At 66.8% G+C, this 25,233-nt stretch carries 26 protein-coding genes and 1 riboswitch; of the genes, 8 read left to right on the top strand and 18 right to left on the bottom strand.

Annotated elements, in window-relative coordinates; translation table 11 throughout:
• The first annotated feature begins 52 nt into the window (after window positions 1-52).
• Window positions 53-2,815 carry a [protein-PII] uridylyltransferase gene (locus MTBSS4_RS19540; RefSeq protein WP_173985038.1) on the top strand — a complete coding sequence of 921 codons (2,763 nt, stop codon included), beginning with the start codon at window positions 53-55 and terminating at the stop codon, window positions 2,813-2,815.
• A gap of 31 nt (window positions 2,816-2,846) precedes the next feature.
• On the opposite strand, the gene MTBSS4_RS19535 is transcribed toward MTBSS4_RS19540, so the two are convergent.
• The 6 genes from MTBSS4_RS19535 to hisB form a co-directional block, all read right to left on the bottom strand.
• Window positions 2,847-3,215 (bottom strand): histidine triad nucleotide-binding protein, encoded by a 369-nt coding sequence (locus tag MTBSS4_RS19535; RefSeq protein ID WP_173985037.1) that lies wholly within the window; start codon window positions 3,213-3,215, stop codon window positions 2,847-2,849.
• Between the two features lie 20 nt (window positions 3,216-3,235).
• Window positions 3,236-3,565 carry a phosphoribosyl-ATP diphosphatase gene (locus MTBSS4_RS19530; RefSeq protein WP_173985036.1) on the bottom strand — a complete coding sequence of 110 codons (330 nt, stop codon included), beginning with the start codon at window positions 3,563-3,565 and terminating at the stop codon, window positions 3,236-3,238.
• 80 nt (window positions 3,566-3,645) lie between these two features.
• Window positions 3,646-4,404 (bottom strand): imidazole glycerol phosphate synthase subunit HisF, encoded by a 759-nt coding sequence (hisF, locus tag MTBSS4_RS19525; protein ID WP_173985035.1) that lies wholly within the window; start codon window positions 4,402-4,404, stop codon window positions 3,646-3,648.
• Window positions 4,405-4,409: 5 nt separating this feature from the next.
• Entirely contained in the window at window positions 4,410-5,129 is a 720-nt protein-coding gene (gene hisA, locus MTBSS4_RS19520) for a 1-(5-phosphoribosyl)-5-[(5-phosphoribosylamino)methylideneamino]imidazole-4-carboxamide isomerase (RefSeq protein ID WP_173985034.1), read from the bottom strand.
• A gap of 3 nt (window positions 5,130-5,132) precedes the next feature.
• Window positions 5,133-5,783: an imidazole glycerol phosphate synthase subunit HisH gene (hisH, locus tag MTBSS4_RS19515; RefSeq protein WP_173985033.1), complete on the bottom strand. Its 651-nt coding sequence runs from the start codon at window positions 5,781-5,783 to the stop codon at window positions 5,133-5,135.
• Window positions 5,780-6,379, bottom strand: coding sequence for an imidazoleglycerol-phosphate dehydratase HisB (gene hisB / locus MTBSS4_RS19510; protein WP_173985032.1), 600 nt, complete (start codon window positions 6,377-6,379; stop codon window positions 5,780-5,782). The genes hisH and hisB overlap by 4 nt, the downstream gene beginning before the upstream one ends.
• A 170-nt stretch (window positions 6,380-6,549) precedes the next feature.
• Here hisB and MTBSS4_RS19505 point away from each other — a divergent pair, with 170 nt between their 5' ends.
• Together MTBSS4_RS19505 and MTBSS4_RS19500 are read left to right on the top strand one after the other, a co-directional pair.
• A complete protein-coding gene (locus MTBSS4_RS19505; RefSeq protein ID WP_254432666.1) occupies window positions 6,550-7,572 on the top strand; it encodes a Fe(3+) ABC transporter substrate-binding protein in 1,023 nt (340 codons plus the stop codon).
• 111 nt (window positions 7,573-7,683) lie between these two features.
• Window positions 7,684-8,637 (top strand): bifunctional 2-polyprenyl-6-hydroxyphenol methylase/3-demethylubiquinol 3-O-methyltransferase UbiG, encoded by a 954-nt coding sequence (locus tag MTBSS4_RS19500; RefSeq protein WP_173985030.1) that lies wholly within the window; start codon window positions 7,684-7,686, stop codon window positions 8,635-8,637.
• On the opposite strand, the gene MTBSS4_RS19495 is transcribed toward MTBSS4_RS19500, so the two are convergent.
• The 4 genes from MTBSS4_RS19495 to wecB are packed head-to-tail and all read right to left on the bottom strand — an operon-like array spanning window position 8,618 to window position 12,374.
• Window positions 8,618-8,962, bottom strand: a complete 345-nt coding sequence (locus tag MTBSS4_RS19495; protein ID WP_173985029.1) for a hypothetical protein — start codon at window positions 8,960-8,962, stop codon at window positions 8,618-8,620. The two genes, MTBSS4_RS19500 and MTBSS4_RS19495, sit on opposite strands and share 20 nt — an antisense overlap.
• Entirely contained in the window at window positions 8,959-10,605 is a 1,647-nt protein-coding gene (locus MTBSS4_RS19490; RefSeq protein ID WP_173985028.1) for a hypothetical protein, read from the bottom strand. The genes MTBSS4_RS19495 and MTBSS4_RS19490 overlap by 4 nt, the downstream gene beginning before the upstream one ends.
• A 29-nt stretch (window positions 10,606-10,634) precedes the next feature.
• A complete protein-coding gene (locus MTBSS4_RS19485) occupies window positions 10,635-11,255 on the bottom strand; it encodes an SIS domain-containing protein (RefSeq protein ID WP_173985027.1) in 621 nt (206 codons plus the stop codon).
• A gap of 9 nt (window positions 11,256-11,264) precedes the next feature.
• Window positions 11,265-12,374, bottom strand: coding sequence for a non-hydrolyzing UDP-N-acetylglucosamine 2-epimerase (wecB, locus tag MTBSS4_RS19480; RefSeq protein WP_173985026.1), 1,110 nt, complete (start codon window positions 12,372-12,374; stop codon window positions 11,265-11,267).
• A 123-nt stretch (window positions 12,375-12,497) separates the two neighbouring features.
• Between wecB and purH the strand changes: the two genes are divergently transcribed.
• The 3 genes from purH (at window position 12,498) to MTBSS4_RS19465 (ending at window position 16,189) form a co-directional block, all read left to right on the top strand.
• Window positions 12,498-14,078, top strand: coding sequence for a bifunctional phosphoribosylaminoimidazolecarboxamide formyltransferase/IMP cyclohydrolase (gene purH, locus MTBSS4_RS19475; protein WP_173985025.1), 1,581 nt, complete (start codon window positions 12,498-12,500; stop codon window positions 14,076-14,078).
• An 18-nt stretch (window positions 14,079-14,096) separates the two neighbouring features.
• A complete protein-coding gene (locus MTBSS4_RS19470) occupies window positions 14,097-14,810 on the top strand; it encodes a glycosyltransferase family 2 protein (RefSeq protein WP_173985024.1) in 714 nt (237 codons plus the stop codon).
• 179 nt (window positions 14,811-14,989) lie between these two features.
• Window positions 14,990-16,189 carry a nitrate/nitrite transporter gene (locus tag MTBSS4_RS19465; RefSeq protein ID WP_173985023.1) on the top strand — a complete coding sequence of 400 codons (1,200 nt, stop codon included), beginning with the start codon at window positions 14,990-14,992 and terminating at the stop codon, window positions 16,187-16,189.
• Here the strand turns inward: MTBSS4_RS19465 and MTBSS4_RS19460 are convergent.
• The 7 genes from MTBSS4_RS19460 to gcvT are packed head-to-tail and all read right to left on the bottom strand — an operon-like array spanning window position 16,176 to window position 22,120.
• Window positions 16,176-17,129, bottom strand: coding sequence for a GDP-L-fucose synthase (locus MTBSS4_RS19460; RefSeq protein WP_305792035.1), 954 nt, complete (start codon window positions 17,127-17,129; stop codon window positions 16,176-16,178). The genes MTBSS4_RS19465 and MTBSS4_RS19460 overlap by 14 nt on opposite strands.
• Window positions 17,130-17,138: 9 nt before the next feature.
• Complete coding sequence (locus MTBSS4_RS19455; RefSeq protein ID WP_173985022.1) at window positions 17,139-17,423, bottom strand: BrnA antitoxin family protein; 285 nt, start codon at window positions 17,421-17,423, stop codon at window positions 17,139-17,141.
• Entirely contained in the window at window positions 17,404-17,688 is a 285-nt protein-coding gene (locus tag MTBSS4_RS19450; RefSeq protein WP_173985021.1) for a BrnT family toxin, read from the bottom strand. The genes MTBSS4_RS19455 and MTBSS4_RS19450 overlap by 20 nt, the downstream gene beginning before the upstream one ends.
• Before the next feature lie 49 nt (window positions 17,689-17,737).
• Window positions 17,738-19,234, bottom strand: a complete 1,497-nt coding sequence (gene gcvPB, locus MTBSS4_RS19445; protein WP_173985020.1) for an aminomethyl-transferring glycine dehydrogenase subunit GcvPB — start codon at window positions 19,232-19,234, stop codon at window positions 17,738-17,740.
• A gap of 25 nt (window positions 19,235-19,259) precedes the next feature.
• On the bottom strand, window positions 19,260-20,612 hold the full coding sequence (gcvPA, locus tag MTBSS4_RS19440) for an aminomethyl-transferring glycine dehydrogenase subunit GcvPA (RefSeq protein WP_173985019.1): 1,353 nt from the start codon (window positions 20,610-20,612) through the stop codon (window positions 19,260-19,262).
• A gap of 11 nt (window positions 20,613-20,623) precedes the next feature.
• Window positions 20,624-21,001 (bottom strand): glycine cleavage system protein GcvH, encoded by a 378-nt coding sequence (gene gcvH / locus MTBSS4_RS19435; RefSeq protein ID WP_173985018.1) that lies wholly within the window; start codon window positions 20,999-21,001, stop codon window positions 20,624-20,626.
• A 3-nt stretch (window positions 21,002-21,004) separates the two neighbouring features.
• Window positions 21,005-22,120, bottom strand: coding sequence for a glycine cleavage system aminomethyltransferase GcvT (gcvT, locus tag MTBSS4_RS19430; RefSeq protein ID WP_173985017.1), 1,116 nt, complete (start codon window positions 22,118-22,120; stop codon window positions 21,005-21,007).
• Window positions 22,121-22,315: 195 nt separating this feature from the next.
• A riboswitch (glycine riboswitch) is annotated at window positions 22,316-22,419 on the bottom strand.
• Between the two features lie 129 nt (window positions 22,420-22,548).
• Here gcvT and MTBSS4_RS19425 point away from each other — a divergent pair.
• Complete coding sequence (locus tag MTBSS4_RS19425; RefSeq protein WP_173985016.1) at window positions 22,549-23,196, top strand: hypothetical protein; 648 nt, start codon at window positions 22,549-22,551, stop codon at window positions 23,194-23,196.
• Here MTBSS4_RS19425 and MTBSS4_RS19420 read toward each other — a convergent pair whose 3' ends face one another.
• A complete protein-coding gene (locus MTBSS4_RS19420) occupies window positions 23,197-23,955 on the bottom strand; it encodes a trans-aconitate 2-methyltransferase (protein ID WP_173985015.1) in 759 nt (252 codons plus the stop codon).
• A 200-nt stretch (window positions 23,956-24,155) separates the two neighbouring features.
• On the opposite strand from MTBSS4_RS19420, the gene MTBSS4_RS19415 reads away from it, so the two are divergent.
• Entirely contained in the window at window positions 24,156-25,220 is a 1,065-nt protein-coding gene (locus tag MTBSS4_RS19415) for an NAD-dependent epimerase/dehydratase family protein (protein WP_173985014.1), read from the top strand.
• Window positions 25,221-25,233 lie beyond the last annotated feature (13 nt).

Genomic DNA, 25,233 nt, shown 5'->3' with positions numbered 1-25,233 from the left:
ACCGCCTTCTATACTCGAAGGCTCCGGCTCAACGTCGTCGTGTTTTCCCGCCATGATCAAGATCGCCGACCAGCGCGCCATCATCGACCGTCGGGCCGTCATCGCCGACCTAGCCGGGCTCGCGGCCCTGGACCTGCCCAAGAACAAGCGCCGGATGAAGGTGCTGGACCTGTTCAAGCAGGTGCTGGCCCGCGGCCGCGGCGAGGTCCGGCGCCGCTTCGACGGCCACGGCGACGGCGCCGCCACGGTGCGCGAGACCTGTTTCCTGATCGATCAGCTGGTCCGTCTGGTCCACGATTTCGCCGCCGACCATGAATTTCCCCAAGGCGTGCGGACCTCGGGCGAGGCCATGAGCCTGGTTGCGGTGGGCGGTTACGGCCGCGGCGAGCTGTCGCCCCATTCCGACATCGACCTGTTGTTCCTGTTGCCCTACAAGCGGGTGCCCTATCACGAACAGGTGGTGGAATACATCCTCTACATGCTGTGGGACGTGGGGTTGAAGGTCGGTCACTCCACCCGTTCGGCCGAAGAGTGCATCCGCAACGCCAGGGACGATCTCACCATCCGCACCGCGCTGCTGGAGATGCGCTGGCTATGGGGGGATCAGGCGCTGTTCCGCGATTTGTGGAACCGCTACCGCACCGAGATCATGGCGAACACGGCGGTGGAATTCGTCGAGTCCAAGCTGGCCGAACGCGATGCCCGCCATTCCCAGATGGGCGATTCGCGCTATGTGCTGGAACCCAACGTCAAGGAGGGCAAGGGTGGTCTGCGCGACCTGCACACGCTGTACTGGATCGCCAAGTACATGTACCGCATCAACGACATCGCCGAACTGGCCGAGGCCGGCATCATCTCGCGTCCGGCGGCCAAGGGCTTCGCCAAGGCCCAGACGTTCCTGTGGACGGTGCGCTGCCATCTGCACTACCTGACCGACCGGCCCGAGGACCGCCTGACCTTCGACGTGCAGCAGGAAATCGCCTCGCGCATGCATTACGCCGACCGCGGCGGGTCCAGGGGCGTCGAGCGGTTCATGAAGCACTATTTCCTGATCGCCAAGGACGTGGGCGACCTGACCCGGTTGTTCTGCGCCCTGGCCGAGGAGCAGCACAAGCGCAAGCCCCGGCGGCTTCAGCTGTCCCGCCTGTTTTCGCGCCGCGCCTCCATCGCCGGCTTCATCGTCGAGGGCGGCCGCCTGGACACCGCCCGCGACGACCAGTTCGAGACCGATCCGGTGGCGATGATCCGCCTGTTCCACACCGCCCTGGAGCACGAGGTCGACATCCATCCCAAGGCGCTGGACCGGGTGCACCGTTCGCTGAAGCGTATCGATTCCGCCCTTCGCGCCGACCCGGACGCCAACCGCCTGTTCATCGAGATGCTGACGTCGCGCAAGAATCCCGAGGTGGCGCTGCGCCACATGAACGAGGCCGGAGTTCTGGGCCGGTTCATCCCCGATTTCGGGCGGGTGGTGGCGCAGATGCAATACGACATGTACCACGTCTTCACCGTCGACGAGCATACGGTGCAGGCGCTGGGTATCCTGCATTCCATCGAGGCCGGCGAGCTGACCGCCGAGGCGCCGGCCAGCAGCGAGGTCATCCACCAGGTGGCGTCGCGCCGGGCGCTTTATGTCGCCGCCTTCCTGCACGACATCGCCAAGGGCCGCAACGGCGACCATTCGGTGCTGGGAGCCGAGGTGGCGCTGAAGCTGGGGCCGCGCCTGGGTCTTACCGACGAGGAGACCGAGACCAGCGCCTGGCTGGTGCGCGAACACCTGTCCATGAGCCGCATCGCCTTCAAGCGCGACATCGACGATCCCAAGACCATCTCGGATTTCGTCGCCCTGGTGCAGTCACCCGAGCGGCTGCGCCTGCTCTTGTGCCTGACCGTCGCCGACATCCGCGCCGTCGGCCCGACGGTGTGGAACGCCTGGAAGGCCGGGCTGCTGCGCGAACTGTTCCAGCGGGCGCTGGACGTGATGACCGGCGGGCTGTCCGCCGCCGCCCACGGCACCCGGGTCAAGGCGGCCCAGGCCAGTCTGCGGGCCGAGCTGGAGCGGCTGGGCTGGACCGGCGACGAGATCGACGCCCATCTGGGGCGCGGCTATCCCAGCTACTGGACCACCTGCGATCTCGCCACCCATCTTCGCCATGCCCGTCTGGTGCGCGAAGCCGAGGCGGTGCGGGCGCCGCTGACGGTCGAACCCCGGGTCGACACCCAGCGGGCGGTCACCGAGATCATCGTCTATACCGGCGACCATCCCGGCCTGTTCTCGCAGATCGCCGGGGCCATGGCGGTATCGGGCGCCAACATCGTCGATGCCAAGATCATCACGCTGGCCAACGGCATGGCGCTCGACACCTTCTTCATCCAGGATTCCGGCGGCGGGCCGTTCGCCGGGCCGTCCAGGCTGGCCAAGCTGTCGGCCACCATCGAGCAGGTGCTGTCGGGCCGGCTGCGGCTGGATCGCGAGCTGGCGACCCGCAAGGGCAAGTTGCCGTCGCGGGCCCATGTCTTCAAGGTGCCACCGCGCGCCCTGGTGGACAACAAGCCGTCGCGCTCGCACACCGTCATCGAGGTCAACGGCCGCGACCGGCCCGGCCTGCTTTACGACATTACCAACGCCATGACCAATCTGGGCCTGCAAATCTCGTCGGCCCACATCTCCACCTATGGCGAGCGGGTGGTGGACGTGTTCTATGTCAAGGACGTGTTCGGCCACAAGATCGAGCATGGCCGCAAGCTGGAACAGATTCGCGCCACCTTGCTGAAGGCGCTGGACGATCCCGAGGCGGCCAGGGCGGCGGAGTGATCCGCCGCCGCCTCGGTATTCCGCTCAAATCTCAATGATCGGCCTTGCCGATCATGGCGCCCAGACGGCGGCCGCCGAATATGTGGAAGTGCAGGTGCGGCACCTCCTGGTGGCCGTTGGCGCCGACATTGCTGAGTGCCCGCCAGCCATCGGCGGCGACGCCCGCCATCTCGGCCACCTTGCCCAGCGCCCGGATCAGCCCGGCGATCTCGGCCTCCGAGGCCCTGGCGCTGAAATCGTTCATCGAGACGTAGGCGCCCTTGGGAATCACCAGGATGTGGACCGGGGCCTGGGGATTGATGTCGTGGAAGGCGAGGGCGAACTCGTCCTCGTAGACCTTGCCGCACGGGATTTCGCCCCTGAGGATGCGGGCGAAGATGTTGTTGGAATCGTAGGTCATCGGTTCCTCCGCCACGGAAATCACTTCTTGGCGCGCGACTTCTTCTCGTCGATGCCCGAGGTGCCGGCGCGGCGCGCCAGCTCGGCCCAGACCTTGGCCGGCTCGACGCCGCAATCGGCCCACAGCACCAGCAGGTGGTAAAGGGTGTCGGCGCTTTCCGCCACCAGCTGCTCCTTGCCCTCGGACAGGGCGGCGACCACGGTTTCCACCGCCTCCTCGCCGAATTTCTGGGCGATCTTGCCGCGCCCGCGCGAAAACAGCTTGGCGGTATAGGACTTGTCGGGGTCGGTCCCCTTGCGGCTGGCGATGGTGCCGTACAGCTCTTCGAGGATAGCGCTTGTCTGAGCCATGGCCCGGGCCTTTCTGGAACAACTCGATAATGTCATTTTCCGCGCATCTGCCTATCAGATGGCGGAGAGCCTGTCACCCTTTATGGCCGCACCGGAATTCCGGCGGCCCGCATGTGGGCCTTGGCCTGGGCGATGGTGAAGGTTCCGAAATGAAAGATCGAGGCGGCCAGCACGGCGGTGGCGTGGCCGTCGCGGATGCCCTCCACCAGATGGTCCAGGGTGCCGACCCCGCCCGAGGCGATAACCGGCACCGGCACCGCGTCGGCGACCGCCCGGGTCAGTGGGATGTTGAAGCCCTGCTTGGTGCCGTCGCGGTCCATGGAGGTCAGCAGGATCTCGCCGGCACCGTAGGCGACCATGCGCCTCGCCCATTCCACCGCGTCGATGCCGGTGGGGTTGCGGCCGCCATGGGTGAAGATCTCGAACCTGCCCGACGCCACCTGCTTGGCGTCGATGGCGACGACGATGCACTGGCTGCCGAACTTCTCGGCGGCTTCCTTGACGAATTCGGGGCGATGCACGGCGGCGGTGTTGATGGAGACCTTGTCGGCGCCGGCCAGCAGCAGCTTGCGGATGTCGTCGTTGACCCGGACGCCGCCGCCCACCGTCAGCGGCATGAAGCAGGCCTCGGCGGTGCGTCGGACCACGTCGTAGATGGTGTCGCGGTTGTCGACGCTGGCGGTGATGTCGAGGAAGGTCAGTTCGTCGGCGCCGGCCCTGTCATAGATCTTGGCCTGCTCCACCGGATCGCCCGCATCGATCAGATCGACGAAGTTGACCCCCTTGACGACGCGGCCGTCCTTGACGTCCAGGCAGGGGATGACGCGCATCTTGAGCACCGCGCCTACTCCTTCAGCAGCCGGATGGCCTGGGCGACGTCGATGCGGCCGTCATAGATGGCGCGGCCCGAGATGACGCCCTCCAGCTTGGGATGGGCCTTCAGCGCCCGGAGATCGTCCAGCGACGACACCCCGCCCGAGGCGATCACCGGAATGGAGATGGCATCGGCCAGGGCGGCGGTGGCGGCGACATTGGGACCGGCCAGCACGCCGTCGCGGTCGATGTCGGTGTAGATCAGGGCGGCGACGCCGCAATCTCCGAACTTGCGGGCCAGGTCCAGCACGCCGAGGTCCGAGGTCTCGGCCCAGCCCTCCACCGCCACCTTGCCGCCCTTGGCGTCGATGCCCACCGCCACCCGGCCGGGAAAGCGCTTGCAGGCGTCCCTGACCAGCTGCGGGTCCTTCAGCGCCACCGTGCCCAGGATCACCCGGCGAATGCCCTGCTCCAGCCAGCGTTCGATGGTGGCCATGTCGCGGATGCCGCCACCCAATTGAACCGGAACCGAAACGGCCCTCAGGATGGCGTCCACCGCCCCGGCATTGACCGGCTTGCCGGCGAAGGCGCCGTTCAGGTCGACCACATGAATCCACTCGGCCCCGGCGTCGGCGAAGCTTTTCGCCTGGGCGCCGGGATCGAGGTTGAAGACGGTGGCGTCCTCCATCAGGCCCAGCTTAAGCCGGACGCAGGCGCCGTCCTTGAGGTCGATGGCGGGAAAGAGAATCATTGTCTAGGGCGTCCAGGTCAGGAAATTGGCGATCACCCGCAGTCCCGTCGCCTGGGACTTCTCGGGATGGAACTGGGTGCCGACGATGTTGTCGCGGCCGATCATGGCGGCGATGGCGCCGCCATAGCCCACATGGGCGATCCGGTGGGCCGGGTCGGCGCAGACGAAACGATAGGAATGGACGAAATAGGCGTGGGCCTCGGAATCAAGCCCGGCCAGCAGGGGATGGCCCGGCTGGTCGGGCTCCAGCTGGTTCCAGCCCATGTGCGGCACCTTCAGTCCCTGGCCCTCGACGTCCAGCGGCACCACCTCGCCCTTGATCCAGCCCAGCCCGGCATGCTCGCCATGCTCGCGCCCGATGGTGGCCAGCAGTTGCATGCCGACGCAGATGCCAAGGAACGGACGCCGGCGCACCAGCACCTGGCCGATCAGGGTCTCGACCATGCCGGGCAGGCGCGACAGCCCGGCCTTGCAATCGGCGAAGGCGCCGACGCCGGGCAGGACGATGCGCTCGGCGGTGTCGACCACCTGCGGGTCCGAGGTCACCTCGACGGTCAGGCCGAGGCCGGTTTCGGCGACCACCCGCTCGAACGCCTTGGCGGCCGAGCGCAGATTGCCCGAGCCGTAATCGATGATGGCGACCAGACCGCTCACAGGGTTCCCCCCAGCGTCCCCTTGGTGGAGGGAACCGCGTCGGCCTTGCGCGGGTCGATCTCGACGGCGTCGCGAAGGGCGCGGGCCAGGGCCTTGAAGCAGCTTTCGACGATATGGTGGTCGTTGTCGCCGTACAGGCATTCCACATGCAGGGTGGCGCCGGCCGCCTGGGCGAAGGCCTGGAACCATTCCTTGAACAGCTCGGTGTCCATGGTGCCCAGCTTGTCGCGGCCGAACGCCACCTTCCAGATCAGGTAGGGCCGGTTGGACAGGTCCAGGGCGACGCGGGTCAGCGCCTCGTCCATGGGGACGTAGGCCGAACCATAGCGGCGGATGCCCTTGCGCTCGCCCAGCGCCTGGCTGACCGCCTGGCCGATGGCGATGCCCACGTCCTCGGTGGTGTGGTGGGCGTCGATGTGAAGATCGCCCTTGGCCTTGACCTCAAGATCGATCAGCGAGTGGCGCGACAGCTGCTCCAGCATGTGGTCGAGAAAGCCGATGCCGGTATCGACCGCATAGCGTCCGCCGCCATCGAGGTCGAGGGAGACGGAGATGCTGGTCTCGGTGGTGTTGCGCGCGATGCTGCCCTGGCGCATGGAAGCCTCCTGATCGCAAGGAATTCTCTAGTAGCCCGTATTTTTCGCAGTGTCGAGAACGCAAAGCGGGGCCGGGTCCTCGCCGAGGGGGCTTTACTCGGCGGGAAAATGTGATATCAACGCAAGGCATCATGCAACTCATTTGCATTCGCCCGTCGAGGATTCGCCCCATGCACGCTCCCCTTCGCCTGACCGCTCTCGCCCTCGCCGCCGCCCTGCTGGGGCCGGGCCTCGCCTCGGCCCAGGAGGTCAACGTCTATTCGGCCCGCAAGGATCACCTGATCAAGCCGGTCCTGAACGAATTCACCAGCAAGACCGGCATCAAGGTCAACCTGCTGCCGGCGGGCGAGGATCAGTTGCTGGAGCGCCTGAAGAGCGAGGGCGCCAACAGCCCGGCCGACGTTCTGATCACCACCGACGTCGCGCATCTGCACAAGGCGCGCGTCGCCGGCGTGTTGCAGCCGACCGCCTCGGCCGAGATCGAGCGCAACATTCCCGCTCATTTCCGCGATCCCCAGGGCTATTGGTTCGGATTGTCGGCCCGCGCCCGGGTGCTGTTCTACGCCAAGGACCGCGTCAAGCCGGCCGAGCTGTCCACCTACGAGGACCTGGCCGATCCCAGGTGGAAGGGCCGCATCTGCGTCCGCTCGTCCTCGTCGTCTTACAATCAGTCGCTGCTGGCCAACCTGATCGCGGTTCACGGTCCCGACAAGGCGGAAGCCTGGGCCAAGGGCGTGGTCACCAATTTCGCCCGCAAGCCCCAGGGCGGCGACCGCGACCAGATCACCGCCGTCGCCGCCGGCCAGTGCGACATCGCCATCGCCAACACCTATTACTATGGAAACCTTCAAAGCTCCGCCAAGGCCGAGGAACGCGACGCCGCCGCCAAGGTCGGCATCTTCTTTCCCAACCAGCAAGGTCGCGGCGCCCACATGAACGTGGCCGGAGCCGGCGTGACCGCGTCGGCCAAGAACAAGGACGCGGCGGTCCGGCTGATCGCCTTCCTCTCCGGTCCCGAGGCCCAGAAGGCCTTCGCCGAGGTCAACAGCGAGTTTCCGGTACTGCCCTCGGCCAGCGTCTCGCCGCTGGTGGCCGGGTGGGGCCGGTTCAAGGGCGAGGAGATCAACGTCGCCATGCTGGGCGAGAACAACGCCAACGCGGTCCGCATCTTCGACCGGGTCGGCTGGCGCTGAGGGGCGGCGGCGGCCAAGACTGGACAGGGTCCGTTTGCGGCGATATGGACGGCGGCCGGCCGGCTTGCTATGACAGATCCGTCACCTGACAGGGTCTCGAGGAGTTCGGCCGTGAAGTATCTGTGTCCGTCATGCCGCAGCCCGCTGGAACTCAGCGGCGACCGCCTTGTCTGCTCTCCTTGCGGCGGCGGGCACGCCAGTCTGATCGATGGCATGATCGAATTTGACGGCTGCACCGACAAGGAGAGCTTTTTTGAAAAGCAGGCCATTGAGCGGTTGGACAGGTTCTATGCCGATTATGACGCCGACAAGTTCCAGGAGGTCCTGAAGCGGGTCCATCTGTGGCAAATGGATTGGGCCAACAAGCGGGTCGGCATCGCCCGCAAGTTCTGGTGGGAACCCCATATCGGCCCGATCCGCGACAAGGCGGTCCTGGAGATCGGCTGCGGCGTCAATTATATCGTCCCGTCCTTCCTGCTGAACGGCAACAGGGTGTTCGCCTTCGACATCTGCAAGGGCAGCGTCGATTTCCTGCGCAAAATCCTGGGCCGTATCGGCGCTCCCACCGAACGGCTGGAGCTGGCGGTGGCTGACGCCACCCGGCTGGAGTTGGGCGAAAAATTCGACATCGTTGATATCAATAACGTGCTGCATCACATCGATGACAGGCCGGCAGTGTTCGAGCGTGTCCATCGTCATCTCAAGGATGATGGCAAGTTGATCATTGTCGAACCCAATTATTACTATCCACCGCGCTGGATGATCGAGACGGATTCCCTGGATCCATTCAACTTCGTCAAGGATTATTTTGTTCGTAATGACCTGATCGAAAAAGGTGAAAAGGCCATCATCTTTCCACGTATGCGCCGCCAGTTACTTGATGCCGGATTCAAGATCGATGCGACCTTCAAGGATCCTAATTTCCTGGGTTATTTCACCCAGTACTGGATCAGGGAAGATACCGGTCTGGCGCGAGCCATATTCAAACTGGACGAGATGCTATTCCGCCATATCCTGCCGGCGGCGGTGGCGCCCTTTCAGTACATCATCGCTTCGAAAGCTTAGCGCATTCCCCTGCCTTGGCGATCTGGTAGGGGTCGACGCCGCCTTGCCCGAACAGTCCGTCGGCCAGGCACAGCCGCTCCAGCAGCTTGGCCCGCTTGGCCTCGGGCATGGTTTGGAGCTGGATGTTGATGGCGCGACGGTTGTGGTAGAGCCCATTGATCATGTAATCGGGGCTTTGCAGGATGGCGGTCTGCACCGCCAGCACTCCGGCCAGCACCAGCAGCCACGTTGCCGTCCGGTTGCGTCGCCGTCGCCACGCCGACTCATCCAGCGGCCCCGAGGTACGTTCTCCCAGGCGCAGCAAGCCCTCCATCAGCCACTTCATGGCTTTCCTCCCTCGGCCTGGCGAGGCTTTATCGCCATGACCCCCAGGGTTCCGGCGCAGGAAAGCGACACCTCACCCGCCATCAGGCGGTGGCCGTGCAGTAGCGAGCGGATGCAATAATCCACCTCGGATTCGTTCGGGCGGCGAATCCTGGCTTCGGCTGGACTCATCCGCACCAATTCGGCGGGAGTGACCCCCCCCATATTGGCGGCGACCGGTGAATTGACCGAGCTCCAGGGCCGGTAACCCAGCAACATGATCGCCACCGCCACCGCCAGCAATCCGTTTCGCCACGGCCGTCCACCCGGCGCAAGGGCGACCGACAGGATCGCCGCCAGGAACAGCGGCGCGTTGGCCAGGGTCAGCCAGACCTGATGGGTGATACCGTGCTGATCATGGCGAATCAGCACCCAGCCGGCCAGCAGGATCAGCAGGAACACCTCGGCCACGCGATGAATCTCGCGGCGTTCCGGTTCCCTGGCGATCAACCGGCCGGTGGCCCAAATGGGCAGCAGCCAGCACTTTACCGTCACCAGGGCCAGAATGGCGATGATTCCGAGTGAATAATGCTGGTGATGCAGAGCCAGGATGTTGTCCTGATTGATCAGGGCGTCGCCGATATTGGGGTAGTAATCCAATGCTGGCCGCCCACCCAGCGGATTGGTCAAGGTCAGCTTGATGCTGACGTCGGGAAACGGTTTGGGCCGGGACGCCACCGTCAGAATCTGGGCGGTGGTGACCAGGCCGGCCAGGATGGTCACCGGCTGTAGCGCCTGGCGGGGAAATCTCGCCGCCACCCACAGGAAGGCCAGGGCCGGCAGGTAGAAGATCGAGGTCTTGGCCGCGACCATGGCCGCCAGCAGGAACAGAAGGTCGCGGGCGCCACGCTCGGGAGGGTCGCGATCCAGGAAGATGATGATTCCCACCTCCATCACCAGGATGACGTAAAGGAAGGTGGAATAATTGATGCAGGTATCGATCTCGCGATGGAAGACCAGCAGGCCCGCCGCGATGATCGCCGCCGATCCATATGGCGTCATGTCGGAGCGGCGCATCATCACGAAGGCGAAGCGCGAGAACGCCAGGAACAATAGCAGGAAGCGGATTTCGATGGCCTGGAGCATGGTGCCCCTGGGCAAGAGCGCCGCCAGGGTGGTCAGAACCGCCGGCGGCAGGATGTGGTTGGCGGTCATCTCCCAGGGATAATGACTGGGAACCCGAACCGGTCCGAAATAATCGGCCTGGAAGAACTCGACCAGCGGTCCCAGGAAATAAGGCTCTTCACCCATGACGATGAAGGGAAAGGCGAAGCGGATCGAGATGGCCAGTCCCAGGGCCATCGCCAGCAGGACACAAAGGATGGTTCGCCTGTCTGGACGGTCCGGCCATGTCAGGGCGCCGACGGCGATCTGGCGGCCGAGGATCACCCAGCCGGCCAGGATGCCGATGCGGGCCAGCGGCAACATCAGCAATGGGGCGAACCAGGCCAGGCTGGCGTTGACGGCGGAAATCAGGATCAGACCGGCCAGGAACTGGCGCCAGGGCGGAGAATCCGGCAGCAATGCCCGGCCAAGGCCCAGGCAGCCGATTCCGGCCAGGATCACCAGGGGATAGAAGTAGGGCCAATCCGCCAGGAACGACATTGCCTTCCCGATCCTTCAATTTCCCGTGTTCAGAATTTCCGGGCCGCCACCAGGTCGCGGGGCATGCGGCGCATGCGGATGAACTGGGCCAGGACGTGCATCAGCGACTGGTGCACGTCCTCGACGATTCCGTAATTGTCGGCGGCGACGTGCAGGTTGACCTCGGCCAGCTTGGCGGTGCGTCCGCCGGTGAAGCCGGTCATGGCGATGGTGCGCAATCCGTTGTCCTTGGCCCATTGCATGGCGCGGACCACGTTTTCCGAATCGCCCGACGAACTGATGGTGATCAGCACGTCGCCCGGCCGGGCGTAACTCTTCAGCTGATAGGCGAACACCTCGGCGTAATCCAGATCGTTGGCGATGGCGGTGATCATCTCGATGGTGGCCGACAGTGAATGCACCCGGGGCTTCAGCGCCGTGTCGGTCTGTATCCCCTTGACGTGGTCGCAGACCAGATGATTGGAGATGGCGGCCGAACCGCCGTTGCCGCAGGCATAGACATGGGCGTCGGCGTCCATGGCGTCGCCCAGCAGGATATCGGCCGCCGCCAGGGCGCTCTTGGGCACCGAGGCCAGCGCCTGGGCGATCTGTTCGGCATAGGTTTCAAAATAGGCGGCGATGCTGGAATATTGCTTGGCGGGAAAGGTCATGGGGAATCCTCAGAAGCTGTCTTCGAGCACGGCGACGATGCGGTCCGCCGCATGGCCGTCCCAGAATTCGGGAATGCGGCCGGCCTTGCCGCCGGTGGCGAGCGCCGTCCTGGCGGCGGCCAGGATGCGGGCGGGGTCGCGTCCCACCAGGGTATTGGTGCCGAACTCCACCGTCGACGGCCGTTCGGTGTTGTCGCGCAGCGTCAGGCAGGGGATGCCCAGGGCGGTGGTTTCCTCCTGGATGCCGCCGGAATCGGTCAGCACCAGCGTCGCCGCCTTCATCAGCCCCAGCATGGCCAGGTAACCCTGCGGTCCCAGCGCCAGGATGCGGGTTCCGTCCAGCCGGCCGGTCAGTCCGGCCGCGTCGATGCGGGCGCGGGTGCGGGGATGCAGCGGCAGCACCACCGGCAGGCCGGCGCCGATCTCGGCGAGGCAGTCCAGCAGCCGTCCCAGCACCACCGGATCATCCACATTGGCGGGGCGGTGCAAGGTGGACAGGGCGAAGCGGCCGGCCGGGATCTGTCCGGCGGTGGCCAGGGTCTCGGCCGGTGGAATGGCGCGCGGCAGGTTGGCCACCAGGGTGTCGATCATCACGTTGCCGACGAAATGGACGCGCTGGGCGGCGATGCCTTCGGCGGCCAGGTTGGCGGCGGCGCTTTTCTCGGTGGTGAACAGCAGGTCCGAGATCTGGTCGGTCAGCACCCGGTTGATCTCTTCCGGCATGGCGCGGTCGCCGGAGCGCAGCCCGGCTTCCACATGCACCACCGGGATTCCCTTCTTGGCGGCGACCAGGGCGCAGGCGATGGTGGAGTTCACGTCGCCCACCACCAGGACGATGGGATCGGGGGCGGAATCCAGCACCGGCTCGAACCGCATCATCACCTGGGCGGTCTGCACCGCGTGGCTGGCCGAGCCCACCTCCAGGTTGGAATCGGGCGCCGGCATCCCCAGCTCGGCGAAGAAGCGTTCGTTCATGTCGGGGTCGTAGTGCTGGCCGGTGTGGACCAGCAGCGGCGCCAGCCGGGCCGAACGCCTCAGCGCCGCCACGATGGGGGCCGCCTTCATGTAATTCGGCCGGGCGCCGACCACGCAGATGACCGTCCTGGGACCTTTGACCATGAATTCCAGCCTGTTGCGGTGCCGGTTGTATATAGCCGCCGCGATCAGGCGAATCCAGCGTTTACGCCGGGCGCGATTTGCTATATGCCCCCAGCAAACCCGTCTTGCCGGAGGTCCCTTCGCATGTCCGACCCGTCACCCATCCGCCGCGCCCTGATCTCGGTCTCGGACAAGACCGGATTGCTGGATTTCGCCCGTTTCCTCGAGGGCCGGGGGGTCGAGATCCTCTCCACCGGCGGTTCGGCCAAGGCGATGCGCGACGCCGGCATCACGGTGACCGAAGTGGCCGACCATACCGGTTTTCCCGAGATGCTGGACGGCCGGGTCAAGACGCTGCACCCCAAGGTGCATGGCGGCCTGCTGGGCATTCGCGGCAACGCCGAGCACGAGGCCGCCATGGCCGAGCACGGCATCGCCCCCATCGACCTGCTGGTGGTGAATCTCTATCCGTTCGAGGCGACGGTGGCCAAGGGCGCCGGCTATGACGAATGCGTCGAGAACATCGACATCGGCGGGCCGGCCATGATCCGCGCCGCCTCCAAGAATCACGCCGCCGTCGCCGTGGTGGTGGACGTCGAGGACTACGCCGTGATCCGGGCCGAGATGGAGGCCAATGGCGGCGCCACCACCCTGGCGCTGAGAAAGCGTCTGGCCGCCACCGCCTATGCCCGCACCGGCGCCTACGATGCCGCCATCAGCCAGTGGTTCGCCCGCGAACTGGGCGATACCTTTCCCCGTCGCGTGGTGGTGGCGGGCGAGCTGAAGCAGAGCCTGCGCTACGGCGAGAACCCGCACCAGCGGGCCGCCTTCTACGTCAACGGCCAGCACCGCCCGGGCGTCGCCACCGCCCGGCAATTGCAGGGCAAGGAGCTCAGCTACAACAACCTCAACGACACCGACGCCGCCTACGAGCTGGTGGCCGAGTTCGACCAGCCCGCCGTCGCCATCATCAAGCACGCCAATCCCTGCGGCGTCGCGGTGGGCACGGACATCGTCACCGCCTACAAGGCGGCGCTGGCCACCGACCCGGTGTCGGCGTTCGGCGGCATCGTCGCCATCAACCGCAAGCTGGACGGCGCCACCGCCGAGGAGATCGCCAAGCTGTTCACCGAGGTGGTGATCGCCCCCGATGCCGACGAGGCGGCGGTGGCCGCCTTCGCCGCCAAGAAGAATTTGCGCCTGCTGGTCACCGGCGGCATGCCCGACCCCAATGAGCCCGGCATGACGCTGCGCCCGGTGGCCGGCGGCTATCTGTTCCAGACCAAGGACAACGGCCGCGTCAGCCTTCAGGAGCTGAAGGTGGTGACCAAACGCGCGCCCACCGAGCAGGAGATGCGAGATCTGCTGTTCGCCTTCCGCGTTTGCAAGCACGTCAAGTCCAACGCCATCATCTACGTCAAGAACGGCACCACCGTCGGCATCGGCGCCGGCCAGATGAGCCGGGTGGACAGCTCGCGCATCGCCGCCTGGAAAAGTCAGGAGGCCGCCACCGCCGCCGGTCTGGCCCAGCCCGCCACCATCGGCTCGGTGGTGGCCTCGGACGCCTTCTTCCCGTTCGCCGACGGCCTGCTGGCGGCGGCGGCGGCGGGCGCGACGGCGGTAATCCAGCCCGGCGGCTCCATGCGCGACGCCGAGGTGATCGCGGCGGCGGACGAAAAGGGCCTTGCCATGGTGTTCACCGGCATGCGTCACTTCCGCCACTGAACCTGGGGAGTTGGGCCAATGACCGCCACCAAGCTGACCGTCGTCATTCCCTGCTATAACGAGGAAAAGACGCTGGCGGCCATCGTCGAGCGGGTGCTGGCGGCCGATTGCTGCGGTCTCGACCTGGAAATCGTCATTGTCGACGACGCCTCCCGCGACCGCTCGGTGGAGGTGATGGCCGAGCTTGCCGCCCGCCATCCCGAGATCACCACCGCCGGCCACGCCGTCAACCAGGGCAAGGGCGCCGCGCTCAGGACCGGCTTCGCCAAGGCCACCGGCGACATCGTGCTGGTGCAGGACGCCGACCTGGAATACAGCCCCGCCGATTACCCGAAGCTGCTGAAGCCGTTCCTGGACGGCCGCGCCGACGTGGTGTTCGGCTCGCGCTTCAAGGGCGGCGACGAAAGCCGGGTGCTGTATTTCTGGCATTCCATCGGTAACAAGGTGCTGACGCTGGCGTCAAACATGTTCACCGATCTCAACCTCACCGACATGGAAACCTGCTACAAGGCCTTCCGCCGCGAGATCATCCAGGGCATCGCCATCGTCGAGAACCGGTTCGGCTTCGAACCCGAGATCACCGCCAAGGTCGCCCGGCTGCGTCCGCGTCCTCGCATCTACGAGGTCGGCATCAGCTATTCCGGCCGCACCTACGAGGAAGGCAAGAAGATCGGCTGGAGGGACGGGGTGCGGGCGCTTTACTGCATCGTCCGCTACAACCTGCTGGATTGACATGAAGCGGGTCCTTCCGGTCCTGGCCTGGGTCTGGGTGATTGGAGTGCTGGTCGCCTGGCTGGCCCAGTTCCGCGACATCGCGCCGGTGCTGGCGAGGATCTGGCTGCGCTGAACCAGACGGGTCCGGCCATCTTTCCCCCTTCTCGATCCAGCGGGGTCCTTGCTACCATGCTGGTATGACCACTGCCTTCCCTCCGTCCGAGACCAGGGCCGTCTTCTGCCTGTGCGTGGCGGAGGTGCTGACCATGGTGGGCGTGTTCGCGTTTCCCGCCCTGCTGCCCGGCTTCGTCGCCGAGTGGTCGCTGAGCAATACCGAGGCCGGCTGGATTTCCGGGGTGGTGTTCGCCGGCTATACCGTGGCGGTGCCGATTCTGACCACGCTGACCGACCGCGTCGACGCCAAGCGGGTCTATGTCTTCGGGGCCCTGGTCGCCGCCCTGTCGGGGCTGGGCTTCGCCGTGGCCGCCGAAGGCTTCTGGTCGGCCCTGGCGTGGCGGGCGCTGGCGGGAATCGGGCTGGCCGGCACCTACATGCCGGGTCTCAAGGCGCTGGTGGACCGGGTGTCCGGCTCCGGCCAAGCCCGCTGGATCAGCTATTACACCGCCAGTTTCTCGCTGGGGACCTCGGGTTCGTTCCTGATCACCGGCTGGGTGGCCGAGGCGTTCGGCTGGCCCGCCGCCTTCGCCCTGTCCGGATTGGCGGCGGCGCTAGCGGCGGTGCTGGTGCTGGCCATGCTGGTCCCGGCCCGGCCGCAGGCTCCGGCGGTGAAGAGCAATCCGTTCGATTTCGGCCCGGTGCTGCGCAACCGCGCCGCCATGGGCTATGTGCTGGGCTATGCCACCCATGTCTGGGAACTGTTTGGCGCCCGCTCGTGGATGGTGGCCTTCCTGGTCTGGGTGCTGGCGTCGCAGCCCGGTGCCGCCGGGCCGTCGCCCACCACGGTCGCCACCATCTCGGCGCTGCTGGCCATGCTTGCCAGCATGGTCGGAGCCGACCTCGCCGTGCGTTTCGACCGCCGCCGGGTCTGCGCCCTGTCCATGCTGGCCTCGGCGGCGCTGGCTCTGGCGCTGGGGTTCACCGGCGGCCTGCCCTATGGCGTGGTCGCCGGACTGGTGTTGCTGCACGCCACCCTGGTTCAGATCGATTCGGCGGCCCTGACCACCGGCGCGGTGCAGATGGCCGATCCGGCGCGGCGCGGAGCCACCATCGCCATCCATTCCCTGCTGGGTTTCGGCGCCGGCTTCGTCGGGCCGCTGGCCTTCGGCATGGTGCTGGACATGGCCGGCGGCGGCAGCAGCTCGCTGGCCTGGGGGCTGGCCTTCGCCTCGCTCGGGGTGGTGGCGGCGCTGGGACCGCTGGCCCTCAGGCTGCGCTGACCACGTTGTCCAGATACCAGCGATAGGCCTCCGCCATGCCGGCCTCCAGCGAGGTCGACGAGCGCCAGCCGAGATCGTGGATGCGGGTGCAGTCCAACAGCTTGCGCGGGATGCCGTCGGGCTTGGAGGCGTCGAACGCCAGCCGGCCCTCATAGCCCACCGTCCGGGCGATGGTCTCGGCCAGTTGCCGGATGGTGATCTCGATGCCCGATCCCACATTGACCGGCGCCTCGCCGGAATAGGTCCGCATCAGGAAGACGCAGGCGTCGGCCATGTCCTCGGAATAAAGGAATTCCCTGAGCGGCGAGCCGGTGCCCCATAATTCGACCGCCTCGCGGCCCTCGGTCTTGGCGGTGTGGAACTTCATGATCATCGCCGCCACCACATGGCCGTGGGTGGGGTCAAAGCGGTCGTTGAGGCCGAACAGGTTGTTGGGCACCACGGTGATGAAATCGCAGCCGTATTGCCGGCGATAGGCCTGGCAGAGCTTCAGCCCGGCGATCTTGGCCAGGGCGTACCACTCGTTGGTGGGTTCCACCAGCCCGGTCAGCAGGGCGTCTTCCGCCACCGGCTGGGCCGCCTCGCGCGGATACATGCACGACGCGCCGAGGAACAGCAGCTTGGCCACCCCCACCTCGCGGGCGGCGTTGACGATGTTGGCCTCGATGGCGAGGTTGTCGTAGAGAAACTCGGCCGGCCGGGTGGAATTGGCGATGATGCCGCCCACCGTCGCCGAGGCCACGAACACCGCCTCGGGCCGGTTGGCCCTCATCCAGGCCTCGGTCTCGGCCTGCCGGCGAAGGTCAAGCTCGGCCCTGGTGGCGGTCAGGAGGGTGCAGCCCTCCCGCTCCAGCCGGCGACAGATGGCCGAGCCGGCCATGCCGCGATGCCCGGCCACGTAGACGCGCCTGCCGGCCAGGGAAAAGTTCTCGGTGGTCATGATTGGGGATCATCCTGCTTGGGTGTGGTGCAGGACATAATCCCGCAAGGCGGCATTGATTCGGGTCTGGTAGCCTTCGCCGGCGGCGTGGTCCTTGAACCAGGCGATCAGGTCGGCATCGATCCGCAAGGTGATCTGCTGCTTGACCGGCCGGTAGAACCGACCGCGCCGGGCGAAGGCCCAGTTCCCGGCCGGCGCCTCGGGAATGTCACCGGTATCGATCCGCTCGTCCGGTAACGCCGCCAGCGCCTTCAGTTCCGCCTGTTCGTCCGGCCTAAGGGGCTTCTTGCTCATAACGCCTCCGTTCGTGCGGGGTCGCCTTTCGCGCGCCGATGATCCGGATGATCCCGCCATCATCCCCGCGATAGGCGTGGACGACCACTAGAATCGCCACGCCCCCGACCATTCCGATCGCATGCCACCGTTCCTCGCCGTTCTCGATGCGATCGGGAACGATGACATGCAGCGGATCATCCCACACCCGCCGGGCCAGATCGAAACCGACCCCGTGCTTGGCGAGGTTGGCTCGCGCCTTGTCGGGGTCCCAGGCCCAGCGCATGGCGAATCCGTTTGTAACTACAGAAATGTAGTGCCGATGATCTCCATCGTCAAGTCGACGCCTTCCAGCGCAGGACCGGCGCGCGGGCCGCCAGGGTCTCGTCCAGACGGCGACGCGGCGTCAGGCGGGGCGCCGCCTTGAAGTCCTCGGCGGCGCCGGCCTTGGCTCGTCCGGCCAGACCCTTCACCACCGCGATGAACTGGTCCAGGGTTTCCCTGGACTCGGTCTCGGTCGGCTCCATCAGCAGGGCGCCGTGCACCACCAGCGGGAAGTACATGGTCATGGGATGATAGCCCTCGTCGATCAGCGCCTTGGCGAAGTCCAGCGTGGTCACCCCGGTATCCTTGAGGAAGCGGTCGTCGAACAGCGCCTCGTGCATGCAGGGGCCGTCGAACGAGGCGGTCAGGGCGTCGCTCAGCGAGGCTTGCAGGTAATTGGCGTTCAGCACCGCGTCGCCCGAGGCCTGGCGCAGGCCGTCGGCGCCCATGGAGGCGATATAGGCCAGGGCGCGCACGAACACGCCGAACTGGCCGTGGAAGCCCTTGACCCGGCCGAACGGCTTGGCTCCCTCGCGGGCGCCTTCCACCAGTTCGAGGCCCTGGGGACCGTGGACCACATAGGGGACCGGCGCGTAGGGAGCCAGGGCCGCCGACAGCACGGTCGGGCCGGCGCCGGGGCCGCCGCCGCCATGGGGGGTGGAAAAGGTCTTGTGCAGGTTGATGTGCATGCAGTCGATGCCGAGATCGGCGACGCGCACCCGCCCGACGATGGCGTTGAAATTGGCGCCGTCGCAGTAGAAATAGCCGCCGGCCCCGTGGATGGCCGCCGCGATCTCGATGATCTCGGATTCGAACAGGCCGCAGGTGTTGGGGTTGGTCAGCATCAGTCCGGCGACGTCGGGACCCAGCTTGGCCTTCATCGCGTCGAGATCGACCCGGCCGTTGTCCTTGGCCGGAATGGGATCGACGGTGAAGCCGCACATGGCGGCCGAGGCCGGATTGGTGCCGTGGGCGCTTTCCGGCACCAGCATCCGGCGGCGATGGCCTTCCCCCCTGTCCTCGTGGGCGGCGCGAATCGCCATCAGGCCGCACCACTCGCCATGGGCTCCGGCGGCGGGGCTCATGGCGATGGCGGGCAGGCCGGTCAGCTCCTTCAGCCAGAAGGCCAGCGAGTCGATGACTTCCAGCGCGCCCTGGACGGTCTTTTGCGGCTGCAACGGGTGCAGGTCGGCCAGACCGGGCAGGCGGGCCATCTTTTCCGACAGGCGGGGATTGTGCTTCATGGTGCACGAGCCCAGCGGATAGAAGCCGGAATCGATGCCGTAATTCTTCTGCGACAGCCGGGTGAAGTGACGCACCACCTGCGGCTCGGATAGGTCGGGCAGGCCGATGCGGCCGCGCCGGGCGACGCCGCCCATGCGGTCGAGGTCGATGGGGCCGGGCTCGGGCAGGTCGACGGCGACCGAGCCGGGATTGTCCATCTCGAAGATCAGCTTCTCCTCGATCTGAAGGCCGCGATTGCCGCTGAGAGTCGGTTGTCCGCTCATTGCTGATGCCCCTCAAACGCCGGGTTCATGACAGCACCTCCTTCAGGGCGGAAACCAGACTGTCCATGTCGGCCTCGGTATTGGTCTCGGTGGCGGCCAGGATCAGCACCGGCCGCAATTCCGGCCAGCTGGGCCAGAAGCGCGACGCCGGCACGCCGCCCAGGATGCCCCGGTCGGCAAGCGCGTCCACCACCTGGGCGGCATCGACATCGTCGCCCAGATGGACGGCGAATTCGTTGTAATAGCTGCCCGCCAGCACCCGCAGACCCTTGACCGCCTTCAGCTTGCCTTCCAACCGCACCGCCGCCGCGTGGTTCAGTTCGGCCAGCCGGGCGTAGCCGGTCTCGCCCAGCAGGGTCAGGTGGATCGAGAACGCCAGGGCGCACAGGCCGGAATTGGTGCAGATGTTGCTGGTGGCCTTCTCGCGGCGGATATGCTGCTCGCGGGTCGACAGCGTCAGCACCCAGCCGCGCTTGCCGTCCACGTCCACCGTCTGGCCGGCGAGACGCCCCGGCATCTGGCGGACGAACTTGTCGCGGGTGGCGAACAGGCCGAGACCCGGCCCGCCGAAATTCATGCCGATGCCCAGCGACTGGCCCTCGGCCACCACGATGTCGGCCCCCATGGCGCCGGGCGAGTCGAACAGGCCCAGGCTGGTGGGTTCGGCCACCATCACCACCAGCAGGGCGCCGGCCCCGTGGCAGGCGGCGGCCAGCGGCCGCAGGTCCTTCACGCCGCCGAAGAAGCCGGGATTTTGGACCACGACGCAGGCGGTGGCGGCGTCGATCCGGCCCAGCAGGTCCTCGAAGCCCAGCGGGTCGGGCGGCAGCGCCTCGGCCGTCATCTCGGTGTAGCGCAGGCTGGTTTCGGTGGTCTCGACGTAATGGGGGTGCAGGGTGCCCGACAGGATCACCCTGTTCCGCTTGGTGACGCGGCACGCCATGATCGCCGCCTCGGCGGCGGCGGTGGCGCCGTCGTACATGGAGGCGTTGGCCACGTCCATGCCGGTGATCATCGCCACCTGGGTCTGGAACTGGAACAGCGCCTGAAGGGTGCCCTGGCTGACCTCGGGCTGGTAGGGGGTATAGGCGGTGAGGAACTCGCCGCGCAGCAGCAGCTGGTCCAGGCTGGCCGGAATGTGGTGGCGATACACCCCGGCACCGATGAAGAAGGGCGCGCATCCCGCCGACAGGTTCTTGTGGGCCATGCGGGTGAAGGCGCGCTCCACCTCCATCTCGCCCTGGTGGCGGGGCAGCGGCAAGGCCTCGGCGAGACGGGCGGCGGCGGGAACGTCCCGGAACAGCTCGTCCACGTCCTTGGCCCCGATCACGTCCAGCATGGCGCGGCGGTCGGACTCGGTCAGCGGCAGGTAGCGCATGGGGTGAAAGCCTATTCCAGGGTCTTCAGGTAGCCGTCATAGGTGGCGCGGTCCATCAGGCCGGCCAGCTCGGCCGGATCGGACAGGCGGATCTTGAAGAACCAGGCGGCGCCCTCGGCGCCCTCGTTGACCAGCCCCGGCTGGTCGGCGATGGCCTGATTGATGGCGATCACCTCGCCCGAGGCCGGCGAATAGACCTCGGAGGCGGCCTTGACCGATTCCACCACGGCGGCCTCGGCCCCCTGGGCGAGGTGGCGGCCGATCTCGGGCAGCTCGACGAAGACGATGTCGCCCAGGGCGTGCTGGGCATGGTCGCTGATGCCGATTGTGCCGATGTCGCCGGCGACGGAAATCCACTCATGATCCTTGGTGAAGCGCGTATCGCTCATGACTCAGCCCTTGACGTAGCGGTGGGGAACGAAAGGAAGCGCCGCGACCTCGGCGTCCAGCGGCTTGCCGCGCACCATCAGCGTCAGTCTGGTGCCGATGGCGGCGAAGGCGCGGGGCACATAGCCCATGGCGATGGGCCGGTCGGCCGAGGGACCGAATCCGCCGGAGCAGATTTCCCCCAGCCGGTTACCGGCCGCGTCGGTGATCTCGGTATGGGCGCGGGCCGGCGCGCGGCCCAGCGGCTGGATGCCGATTCTAAGGCGCGCCGGCCCCTCGGCCAGCTGCTTCTGGATGACGTCCGCGCCGGGAAAGCCGCCTTCGGCCCGGCGGCGCTTGTTCATGATCCAGGACAGGTTGGCCTCGACCGGCGTGGTGGCGGCGTCGATGTCCGAGCCGTAGAGGCACAGCCCGGCTTCCAGGCGCAGCGAATCGCGGGCGCCCAGGCCGGCCGGCATGACGTCGGGCAGGGCCAGCAGGGTCTGGACCAGGTCCTCGGCGCGGCCGGCCGGCACCGAGATTTCCCAGCCGTCCTCGCCGGTATAGCCCGACCGGGTGGCGAGACAGGCGATGCCGGCGATATCGATCTCGCGGATGGTCATGAAGGTCATGTCCAGCGCGCCCGGCGCCACCCTGGCCATGGCCTCGGCCGCCTTGGGGCCTTGCAGCGCCACCAGCGCCCGGTCCCCGATCAGGCGCAGATCGACCTTGCCGCCGAGCCGGGCCTGCATGTGGGCGAAATCGGCGGCCTTGCAGGCGGCGTTGATGACCACGAACAGGTGGTCCTCGGCCAGCTTGCTGACCATCAGGTCGTCGAGGATGCCGCCCTGGTCGTTGGTGAAGACGGTGTAGCGGGTCTTGCCGACGCCAAGGCCCTGAATCTCGCCCGGCACCAGGGTTTCCAGCCAGCGGGCGCAGCCTTCGCCCCTGATCTCCACCTGTCCCATGTGCGAGACGTCGAACAGCGACGCCTTGGCCCGGGTGTGGAGATGCTCGGTCATGATGCCGGCGGAATACTGCACCGGCATGGCGTAGCCGGCGAACGGAACCATCTTGCCGCCGAGCCGGCGGTGCAGCGCGTCGAGCGGCGTGGTCAGCAACGGGGACTCGGATTCGTTCACCGGGTTCCTCCTTGACGGGCATGGCGGCCCGCCGTGGTTGAGGGGCGCGGGCGTAGCTGTGGCGTCGCCCGGTTTGCCCCCCTCTGTCTGGGAACCTGAAAGATTCACCGCGTCGGCCCCAGGGGGCGGTCGCGGCTTACATCGTCGGTGGGCCGATCTGCCGTCCTCGGCCTATCGACACGCTTTCCAGAGGCTCATCCCCCCGCGGTCCGTTTGCCTGAGAGTTTCCAGGGGCGGTTGCTCCTTCGGCGCCGCCTTCGGCCCTTGCGGGCGGGGGCGGTCTCTCCCACGGGGTTCGTCTGCGCCGGCCATCTTAGCCGCCGCGGCCATGGTGTCAATCAAAGTCCAGCGCGCTTGCATCGGGGCGGGGTTTGAACGACAGTGGGGCGGTCCCCACCTCAGTTCCGTGCAGGTCCGGCGCTTCATCCATGAGCATGTCGTCCGTCCTCATCGTCTCCCTGGCTGCCGGCATCATACTCGTGGTCGGCGGCGGCCTAGTGATATACATGGCCGGCCTGGTCCGCAACGCCTACGAACTGAAGGTCCAGCTCAACAGCGACATGGAGGAGCGCCTCGGCAAGATGACCGAGGATCTCGACAAGAAAAGCCGCTGGATCAAGCGCGACCTGCTGGAGGAGATCGAGAAGATCAAGACCAACCTGGAGGCCGACAACGCCCGCAAGTTCCAGGAACTGGCCGAACCGGTGGTCAAGCGCATCGAGGAGATGGACCAGCTTGTCCGCAAGGAACGCGACGAATGGGTCAAGGCCATCGAAAGCGATCGCGAGAACCTGACCAAGCTGGACGCCAAGATCGGAGTGCTGCGGCGCGATCTCAAGCAGCTGGAAACGAAGGGTCCGGGGGGCGGTCCACTCGCCGCCGAATCCGCCCTGGATGCCGCCGCCGCCCTGGCGGCGAAATCGGCGGCCAATGGCGCCGTTCCGCCGGCCGACCCCGCCGTTTCCCCCGCCGGTTCCGATGACGTCGCCGCCGCCCTGGCGGCGACGGCGGTCAAGCCGGTCGGCGCCGGAACCCTTGCCGCCGCGCCTGCTGACGCTGGCGCCGGCAAGACCTGATCAGCCCTTGCGACGCCAGCGGGCGACGAAGTAGGGGAACCACAGCTTGCCGGGCAGGCGGTTGTACAGCCGCTCGGCGGCGAACAGGGCGGGGGCCATGCCAGCCTTGCGTTCGACGCTGATGCGAAACAGCAGGCTGTTGAGAATCAGGAAATAGGCCGGTCCGCCCATGTGACGGCTGTATTCGACCTCGAACCACGGTTCGCCAAGCCGGGCGACCGCGTCGTGGTTGAGCGCCGCCTCGGTCGAGGCGTCGAAATACTTGTCCATCCGGTACCAGATCTTGCGGCCAAGCTCCAGGAAGCACTGGCTGCTGGGTTCCACCATGAAGAAATGCCCGCCGGGCCTGACCATGGCCGCGACGTTGCGCAGGGCCGCGGTCAGGTCGCTGACGCAATGGTGCAGGCCGACCACGATCATGGCGGCGTCCACCTGGATGTCCGGCGGGGTCTGGCTGCACAGGTCGAACTGGCGGCATTCGGCCCCCACGTTCTTGCGGTAGCCCTCCACCGCCATGTCCGAGATGTCGAAGCCCATGGTGGCGACGCCGGGATAGCGCTGTTTCAGCGACACCGAATTGTGACCGCTGCCGCAGGCCAGATCGGCCACCGTCTTGCCGTTCAAGTTCACGTCGCCGAACATGGGATCGTAGATGAACTCGCGGCGGTAGGCCATGGACGACGGGTCGTAGTAATGGCGCTCGTAATCCTCGTGGATGGATTCGTAGAGCTCTTTCTGGACCTGATTCGGCGTGGTCATGGGATATCCCCGACAGGCGGTTCAGCGGCCCGCAGTAGAGAGGAAAGGCCAATTCCTGTCAATCGCCGGCCGGACGCCGGGACCGGGTCGCGCCTGGGGCGGGCGTCGTATCGGCCGGGCCGAGAAGGCCGTGGTTGCGCCTGGGGACGTTTTGAACTAATGGGTAGCCCCATCCAGAGGTGGGCGCAGCGAGGAAACAGGTGAACAGGGTCATCGTCGCCGGAGGTGCCGGGTTCGTCGGCTCATCCCTCGCCTTGTCCATCAAGCGTGATCATCCGGACAGCGATGTGATCGCCCTCGACAACCTGAAGCGGCGCGGCAGCGAACTGGCGCTGGAACGGCTGCGCGAATGCGGCGTCGGATTCGCCCACGGCGACATCCGCTGTCCCGAGGACCTGGCCGCCGCCGGGCCGTGCGACCTGTTCCTGGATTGCTCGGCCGAGCCCAGCGTCCACGCCGGCTATGGCGGTTCCCCCGCCTATCTGATCAACACCAACCTGCTGGGAACCATCAACGGGCTGGAGCACGCCCGCGCCCATGGCGCCGCCTTCGTGCTGATCTCCACCAGCCGGGTCTATCCCATCGCGCCGCTGCGCGCCCTGCCGCTGGCGGTGAGCGGCGACCGGCTGGACCTTCCCGCCGACGCCGCCGGCCCCGGCTGGTCCAGGGCCGGCATCGCCGAGGACTTTCCCCTGGCCGGGCCGCGCTCGCTCTACGGCGCCACCAAGCTGGCCTCGGAAATGCTGGTGGAGGAATACCGCGCCGCCTACGGCCTTCGGACCCTGGTCTACCGTTCCGGCGTGCTGGCCGGGCCGTGGCAGATGGGCAAGGTCGATCAGGGTTTCATGGTGCTGTGGGCGTCCCGCCACCTGTATGGCGGCGGCCTGTCCTACATGGGGTTCGGCGGACACGGCCATCAGGTGCGCGACGTCTTGCACGTCGATGACCTTTACGACATCCTGCGTTTGCAGTTGAGCGATCTGGAGCGCTGGGACGGTTCGTTGTTCAACGTGGGCGGCGGCGCGGCCAATTCGGTGTCCTTGCGCGAACTTTCCGCCCTGTGCGCAAAGGCCGCCGGCCGGCCGCTGGAGATCGGCGGCGTGGCCGAGACCCGCGACGCCGACATTCCCTGGTACGTCACCGATTGCGCCCGCGTCACCGCGGCCACCGGCTGGCGTCCGACCCGGTCGATAGAGCGGATCGTCGACGACATCGCCCGCTGGCTGGTGGACAACCGCGCCCGGCTGGAACCGATTCTACGGTAAGGATATCAAGCAG

The sequence above is a fragment of the Magnetospirillum sp. SS-4 genome, assembly GCF_902729425.1.
Lineage (GTDB): Bacteria > Pseudomonadota > Alphaproteobacteria > Rhodospirillales > Magnetospirillaceae > Phaeospirillum.
This window is presented reverse-complemented; position numbering and strand designations above follow the sequence as displayed.